This is a genomic window from Putridiphycobacter roseus (assembly GCF_003234935.1).
Lineage (GTDB): Bacteria > Bacteroidota > Bacteroidia > Flavobacteriales_D > Crocinitomicaceae > Putridiphycobacter > Putridiphycobacter roseus.
In genome coordinates this window covers 64607-71717 of sequence record NZ_QKSB01000014.1, presented here as the reverse complement: position 1 = coordinate 71717, position 7111 = coordinate 64607, and the positions used below count along the sequence as shown (strand labels likewise).

Below are 7111 nucleotides of genomic sequence, written 5' to 3'. Positions count from 1 at the left end.
GACGGACAATACCAAAACCAATTTGTCGCCCAAGCAGCCTACGTTTGGAAAATAGACTTCACTGAAACCATGTCGGATAAGAAGCATACTTATTCGGGCTATGTTACGGTGGTGAGATAGATACTAGAGCCTAGATACTAGATACTAGATGCAAGATGCTAGACTTAAGATTATAGTCTTTATTGTCATTTTACAAAAAGCTAACGGCTAACGGCTAACGGCTAACGGCTAAAAACTAACCGCTAGCTTTAAATTCTTAACTCCTTTTTGCTAAAACCTTAGACCTGAAATTCCAAATTCCAAAAAGCCAACAGCTAATCGCTAAGTGCTAACCGCTAACTGCTAACTGCTAAAAGCCAAATTGCAAATCTCACACCTACGCCACCTTCCCTTATCCCCATTTAAATTCAACACGAACAAAAGAACCATTTATCTAAACAAAAGCTTAATTTTATTATTTTAAAACTTTTTTAATGTTGCTTAGTCTAAATCACCGATAAAACCATGGACCTATTCAATCAAAACCCCATGGCAAATTTGTTACCTTATGAAGGAACAGTAATTTTGCATGGCAATATATATACTATTGCAGAGGCCAATACCCTTTTCAAAACATTATTTGAAGAAATTGAATGGGAAAACGACCAAGCATACATCATGGGAAAACATATTATTACCAAAAGAAAGGTTGCTTGGTATGCCAATGAAAGTTACGATTACACTTATTCAAACGTCACCAAACGCGCCTTGGTCTGGACACCCACCCTACTTAAAATTAAAGAAAAAGTTGAGCAGACAACTGGCTTAACTTTTAATTCATGTCTGTTAAATTTGTACCACGACGGATCAGAAGGAATGGCTTGGCACAGCGACAATGAAAAAGCATTACGCGTAAGTACCGACATTGCTTCGGTGAGTTTTGGTGCGGAAAGAAAATTTAGTTTTAAACACAAAACCAGTAAAGAAAAAATTGATGTATTTTTAAGTCACGGTAGCTTATTAATGATGCAGGGTACCACACAAGAGTATTGGCTACACCGTCTACCACCGACAAAAAAAGTACAGAAACCAAGAATAAACTTAACATTTAGAACCATACAATATACAAACTAATGGATCAATCAACAATCAATGACTTATTAATCGCTTTGCGTCCTGCTATACCACAAGCAGTGGTATCCTCAGCTACAAACGAAGCCGAAGCATTTCAAAATAATACCTTAAGACCAGTACTCAAGTTTTTAAACCACACCATTTTGAGTACCGTTCAAGCGGGCATACTTCGAGTGAATAAACAATTTACAACCCTTTCACCTACTAAGCAAGTTGCGCAAATAAAAATGTACCTCAATAAAAACCAACAAGTAAAGGCCATATTGCAAGGTCATGTGGTGGGATTATTAACCAGTGATGAATTGAAATATTACCATACCGAATTTAGCAACACCAACAAACGCATTCAACAAATGTTAGAGACGAGGGTATTGGATCAAATGGAATTCTTCCATTAATTTGACAAAGTTTAATTTATTTTATACCTTTGAGTATAATACCAAATAGTATAAAATGAATTCACCATTTACATATGGCTCCACCGTGAGCGACATTTCCTTTACGAACAGAGAAGATGAGTCGGCCAAGCTATACCAAAACCTGACCCAAGGCATAAACACCACCATTATTTCTCCAAGACGTTGGGGCAAGTCATCCTTGGTGGAGAAAGTGATTAAGGACATCAATAAAAAAGAAAAGAAAACCAAAACGGTGATCATAGACCTCTTTGCTTTTGCCAGTGAAGAAGCATTTTTAGAAATATTTGCACAAGAAGTCATCAAGGCCTCTTCGAGCAAGTGGGAAGATTGGGTAAAATCAGGAAAGACTTTTTTTAAAAACATTATTCCTAAAGTATCCTTTGGCATTGATCCCGACACGGACTTTAGTTTGAGTTTTGACTGGGATGAAATTCAAAAGCACAAAACAGAAATATTAAATCTGCCCGAAACCATTGCGATTAAAAAAGACATACAATTGATTATTTGTCTGGATGAATTTCAGAATTTAGCGACTTATAAAAACTTTGCTGTTTTTGAAAAGCAAATGCGGGCCAATTGGCAAAGACATAAACATGTTACTTATTGTTTGTATGGCAGTAAGCAACACATGATGACGGATATATTTAACAATCCATCCAAACCCTTTTATCGTTTTGGAGACATCATGATACTACCAAAAATCAAGACTGAAAGTTGGACCAAGTTCATACAAATGGGCTTTAGAAAAACAGGAAAAAAAATAAGTAAGAAGAATGCTAGTTTAATTGCAAATATGATGCAAAATCATTCTTGGTATGTGCAACAATTGGCACATTATACTTGGTTAAAAACCCAGGATATAGCCAGCGAAGCAGAAATTATGAAGTCACTCATAGAGTTGATTGGTGCCAATTCTCCACTCTACCAAATGGAAGTGGAAAATTTAAGCACTACCCAAGTCAATTTGTTAAAAGCAGTATTAAAGGGAGAAAAAAAATTCACCGCAGCAAAAGTAATGGAACAATATAGACTGGGTACGCCAAGAAATGTTTCGAAAAACAAATTAACCTTATTAAAGAGTGACATCATTCATGAAATAGATGGCCAATTTGAATTATTAGACCCTGCTTTTGAGTTGTGGTTCAAGCAAAATTATTTTAAACAAAACTATAAATTGTATGCACAGTAAATTAGCAGCACAAATAGCCACAGTGGAATCATTAATTCCACATATGGCTAAGCAAAACAATGCCGTATCTGCCGCAACAGTCGGCTGGCATATTGATCATTTGCTGTTGGTATTCATCAGTACTTTCAAGGTGTTGATCAAATCTGATCCGACAGCATACAAATGGCAATTTAACAGGAACCGTTCCCTACTTAAAGTTTCAAATAAAATACCCAGGGGAAAAGTGCGTGCACCAAAAGCGGTAATAAACAATAATGAAGTGAATGAGGCAGATTTACTGGAAGCGATAAAAAATGCAAAAAGTATATTGGAAAGGGGTAAAACATTGGATAAAAACGCCAATATGCCACATCCATTTTTAGGTCCATTGAATTTAAAAAATGCCTTTTGGTTCCTCGGCTTGCACAATCAACACCATATGCATATTATTGAGGACATTTTAAAAGCAAATAGTAAACCATGAAAGTTATATTTATACTCGATTACATAGGGGTCTTTGTTTTTGCCATGAGTGGAATTTTGACCGCTTCCAATAAAAAAATGGACTTTTTTGGTGGCTATATCATTGCATTTGTCACCGCATTGGGTGGCGGAACCCTACGAGATTTATTGTTGAACATAGAAATTGGATGGATACTACACACCGAATATATTTATATAGCCATTGCCGGAGCCACCTTTGCATTGCTCTTTAAAAAAGCCTTCAAATATTTTAGCAGGACCTTATTTATATTTGATACTATAGGGATAAGCATGTTTACTATTTTAGGGGTTCAAAAAGCATTGAGTATGGAATTACCTGTTATTGTTGCCATAATGTTAGGAGTAATTACCGCAACATTTGGTGGGGTAATACGTGATATTTTGTCGACTGAAATTCCTTTAATATTTAGAAAAGAAATATATGCTACCGCCTGTATTGCTGGAGCCATTTTATATGTGATTTTACATCAATTTCAAGTGGCGGAGAGCCTAAATATGATCTTATCTGGTTGCTTAATCATTGGAATAAGAACCATTGCGGTAGTAAAAAAGCTACGCCTGCCATTGTTGAATGGAAATATATAATTTACTTGACCCCATTTATTTTCATCCATCCTGAAAACAGGCTGCATGGCATGAATTTGAAAATTTTGTCATTCCATGGATGGAAACATACCAGGGCCGAATTGAATAAAGGCGTAGACCGACAAGGGGAAATTTTATGGCTGAAGACAAAGAAAGATTAGATTTTATACATTTAAAAGAAGCTATCTTCCAAAAAAGTCTATTCGTTAAGCGCGGAAAAATAGAAACTACTACCCTATTAAAAAATTCATTTGGTACCTGTTCTAATTTAAGCCAGTCTTGCCCATAAAAATGACACCTTTAACCTAGGGAAACTTTCTATTTCAAAAGTTCTTCGCAACTATTACTTTAATTATTTAATAAACATTGTGATTTCAATACCAGTAACAGTAGCTTAAAAAACCTTATCTTTATCTCTACAAATCATTGATCCAACATACCTATGAATTACCATTCTATTATAGCAGCACAACAAGATTTTTTTAACAGTAACAAAACCAAAGACCTTTCCTTTAGACTAGCGCAATTAAAGAAAATAAAATCCTTATTAAAACAAAATGAGGAAATGCTTTACGAAGCGATCTATAAAGACTTTAAAAAATCTGCTCATGAAACCTACTTGACAGAGTTGTCACAAGTTTATCATGAAATAGACATCCTGCTTAAAAAGCTCAAGCATTGGTCTAAAAGAAAAAGAGTTACCCATGGTTTGGCAAACTTTCCGGGTAAGAGTTTTATTATTCCAGAACCTTTAGGTGTAACTTTGGTGATAGGTGCTTGGAATTATCCATACAACCTATCCCTAACCCCTCTAGTCACCGCAATAGGCGCCGGTAACACGGTTGTATTAAAACCAAGTGAAATACCTACACACACTGCGCATGCAATGGCTACTATCTTAAATGAGAATTTTGATCCTAACTTTATTTGTGTTTGCGAAGGTGGTGTAGCGGAAACCACCGCTTTATTAGAAGAAAAGTTTGATAAAATATTTTTTACTGGCAGCACTACGGTCGGTAAAATTGTTTACCAGGCAGCCGCAAAAAACTTAACACCAGTCACCTTAGAATTAGGCGGGAAAAGTCCGACCTTTGTATTGGCAGATTGCCACCTAAAAAATACAGCAAAGCGAATTGTATGGGCTAAATTTTTAAATGCGGGACAAACTTGTATCGCACCAGACTATGTATTGGTGGAAAAATCGATAGAAAAGGAATTTTTAAGTGCTGTAAAAGAAGAAATTGAAGCACATTATGACCAACATAAAATTGAAGAAAATTACCTGCAAATTATCAATGATCAAAATTACAAACGTTTATTAGGCTTAATAGATGCGCGCAACTTATACATGGGAGCGAACACCAATGCAGAAGATCGATTTATCTCTCCTACGGTTTTACAAAACGTAACTTGGGACGACCCGGTTATGCAGGAAGAAATTTTTGGTCCAATACTACCTGTACTTACCTTTACTGATTTGCAAACAGCAATTGATGCGGTAAAAGCGAGACCCAAACCCTTGTCTTGTTATATTTATTCCGACAATACGGTACAAATTGAAAAAATATTAAATGAAGTTTCTTTTGGTGGTGGGGCAATCAATGACAGTATAATGCATTTAACCAATAGTAAACTACCATTTGGCGGTGTAGGCATGAGTGGTATGGGAGCTTACCATGGCGAAACCGGTTTCCAATCTTTTTCACACTATAAAAGCATCTTAAAAAAGACGTCCTGGTTAGAACTTCCTGTTAAGTATACCCCTTATACCGATAGCAAGAAAAAAATAATAAAATGGTTAATGGGTTAAGCGACTTCGAAGGAATAAGGTAACAGTCCATTAGAAAATGAATCAAGGAATTGTTTTGCTTTTTAACACTTATAGCATTAGAAAAAACAGCAAGATTAAAAGTGATTATAATCAGAATAATAACTGCTCGCCATTATGTTTTATGCCAACCATATTCGTATATTTGATGGTAATTAAAGTACTTTGTGCATTCTCCAAAAGGAAAATTTAAAACGATTGAAAACATAAATCAATGGAATTTAAAGATTATTATAAAATTTTAGGCATATCTAAAACTGCTACTGAAAAGCAAATCAAAAGTGCATACCGAAAATTGGCACGTAAATATCATCCAGACTTAAATCCGAATGACAAGACTTCTGAGAAGAAATTCAAGGAAATTAACGAAGCCAATGAGGTATTGAGCAACGTTGAAAACCGTAAAAAATATGATAAATACGGCAAAGATTGGAAACATGGTGAAGCTTATGAAAAAGCGAATCAAGAACGCCAACAGCAGCAGTCAAGTCGACAAAGTTATTCTGGTGGTGGATTCGACAACCAAGACTTTTCCGATTATTTTGAATCTATGTTTGGTGGTGGCGCACGTGGTTCTTCCCGTAGTCAACAAAAATTTAAAGGACAAGATTTTCAAGCAGAAATGCAATTGGATATCAAAGATGTATTTGAAAAGCACAGCAGGGTATTAACGGTCAACAATAAAAAAATAAGATTAACCATACCTGCAGGAATCAAAAATGGACAAGTCATCAAAATTTCTGGAAAAGGAGCCCCAGGATCAAATGGTGGACCAAATGGAGATTTATTCATCACCTTTACCATTATTAACAATACACCTTTTAAAAGGGATGAAGCGACATTATACAGTACTGTAGAACTAGATTTATACACCGCTGTTTTAGGTGGAGAGATTAATGTGGACACCTTTGATGGTAAAGTGAAGTTAAAAGTGAAACCCGAAACACAAAATGACACCAAAGTCAAGTTAAAAGGTAAAGGTTTCCCTGTATATAAAAAAGATGGTCAATTCGGCGACCTCATCATTACTTATCACATAAAGACCCCGACTAATTTAAGCGAAAAAGAGAAAGATTTATTTAAAGAATTACAAAATTTAAAAGCTAAATAATGGAAGCACAATTTATACCAACCCGAACCATTTGTTTGCACTACGAAATTGAAATTACTTTTGTCAAAGAATTAAATCAATATGGTCTCATTGAAATTGAAGAAAAGGAAAATGAAGCCTATATTCACCAAGACCAAATAGCGGATTTAGAAAAAATATTAAGGCTATACAATGAGTTAAAAGTAAATTTGGAAGGCATTGATGTCGTGCTAAACTTATTGAAAAAAGAAGAAGCTTTACAAGAGGAATTAAATACTTTAAGAAACAGACTCAGTCTTTACGAGAACGAATAATTAATGCACCCGCATAAAAATTGTCTTATCGCTTAGTATAGCCCTACAATTTTGAACGATTTTTGGAATCGTTTGGTTTTGGAATGCATG

General features: G+C 35.2%; 8 protein-coding genes. All 8 read left to right on the top strand.

The features are described from left to right. Nucleotides 1-504 precede the first annotated feature (504 nt). The 8 genes from DNU06_RS15740 (at nucleotide 505) to DNU06_RS15705 (ending at nucleotide 7021) form a co-directional block, all read left to right on the top strand. Nucleotides 505-1113 (top strand): alpha-ketoglutarate-dependent dioxygenase AlkB family protein, encoded by a 609-nt coding sequence (locus tag DNU06_RS15740; RefSeq protein WP_111064459.1) that lies wholly within the window; start codon nucleotides 505-507, stop codon nucleotides 1111-1113. Then, nucleotides 1113-1511, top strand: coding sequence for a hypothetical protein (locus DNU06_RS15735; RefSeq protein ID WP_111064458.1), 399 nt, complete (start codon nucleotides 1113-1115; stop codon nucleotides 1509-1511). The genes DNU06_RS15740 and DNU06_RS15735 overlap by 1 nt, the downstream gene beginning before the upstream one ends. Before the next feature lie 55 nt (nucleotides 1512-1566). Then, nucleotides 1567-2721, top strand: coding sequence for an AAA family ATPase (locus tag DNU06_RS15730; protein ID WP_111064457.1), 1155 nt, complete (start codon nucleotides 1567-1569; stop codon nucleotides 2719-2721). Next, on the top strand, nucleotides 2711-3184 hold the full coding sequence (locus DNU06_RS15725; protein WP_111064456.1) for a DinB family protein: 474 nt from the start codon (nucleotides 2711-2713) through the stop codon (nucleotides 3182-3184). Before DNU06_RS15730 ends, DNU06_RS15725 begins: the two co-directional genes overlap by 11 nt. Next, a complete protein-coding gene (locus tag DNU06_RS15720) occupies nucleotides 3181-3789 on the top strand; it encodes a trimeric intracellular cation channel family protein (protein ID WP_111064455.1) in 609 nt (202 codons plus the stop codon). Before DNU06_RS15725 ends, DNU06_RS15720 begins: the two co-directional genes overlap by 4 nt. 442 nt (nucleotides 3790-4231) lie before the next feature. Then, nucleotides 4232-5599, top strand: a complete 1368-nt coding sequence (locus DNU06_RS15715; RefSeq protein ID WP_111064454.1) for an aldehyde dehydrogenase — start codon at nucleotides 4232-4234, stop codon at nucleotides 5597-5599. Between the two features lie 232 nt (nucleotides 5600-5831). Then, nucleotides 5832-6728: a DnaJ C-terminal domain-containing protein gene (locus DNU06_RS15710; RefSeq protein ID WP_111064453.1), complete on the top strand. Its 897-nt coding sequence runs from the start codon at nucleotides 5832-5834 to the stop codon at nucleotides 6726-6728. Further along, entirely contained in the window at nucleotides 6728-7021 is a 294-nt protein-coding gene (locus tag DNU06_RS15705; RefSeq protein ID WP_111064452.1) for a chaperone modulator CbpM, read from the top strand. Before DNU06_RS15710 ends, DNU06_RS15705 begins: the two co-directional genes overlap by 1 nt. Nucleotides 7022-7111 lie beyond the last annotated feature (90 nt).

What these genes read in the sequence shown, in the direction of transcription:
- DNU06_RS15740 (WP_111064459.1), top strand. Translation starts at nt 505, where the DNA reads ATGGACCTATTCAATCAAAACCCCATGGCAAATTTGTTACCTTATGAA.
- DNU06_RS15735 (WP_111064458.1), top strand. Translation starts at nt 1,113, where the DNA reads ATGGATCAATCAACAATCAATGACTTATTAATCGCTTTGCGTCCTGCT.
- DNU06_RS15730 (WP_111064457.1), top strand. Translation starts at nt 1,567, where the DNA reads ATGAATTCACCATTTACATATGGCTCCACCGTGAGCGACATTTCCTTT.
- DNU06_RS15725 (WP_111064456.1), top strand. Translation starts at nt 2,711, where the DNA reads ATGCACAGTAAATTAGCAGCACAAATAGCCACAGTGGAATCATTAATT.
- DNU06_RS15720 (WP_111064455.1), top strand. Translation starts at nt 3,181, where the DNA reads ATGAAAGTTATATTTATACTCGATTACATAGGGGTCTTTGTTTTTGCC.
- DNU06_RS15715 (WP_111064454.1), top strand. Translation starts at nt 4,232, where the DNA reads ATGAATTACCATTCTATTATAGCAGCACAACAAGATTTTTTTAACAGT.
- DNU06_RS15710 (WP_111064453.1), top strand. Translation starts at nt 5,832, where the DNA reads ATGGAATTTAAAGATTATTATAAAATTTTAGGCATATCTAAAACTGCT.
- DNU06_RS15705 (WP_111064452.1), top strand. Translation starts at nt 6,728, where the DNA reads ATGGAAGCACAATTTATACCAACCCGAACCATTTGTTTGCACTACGAA.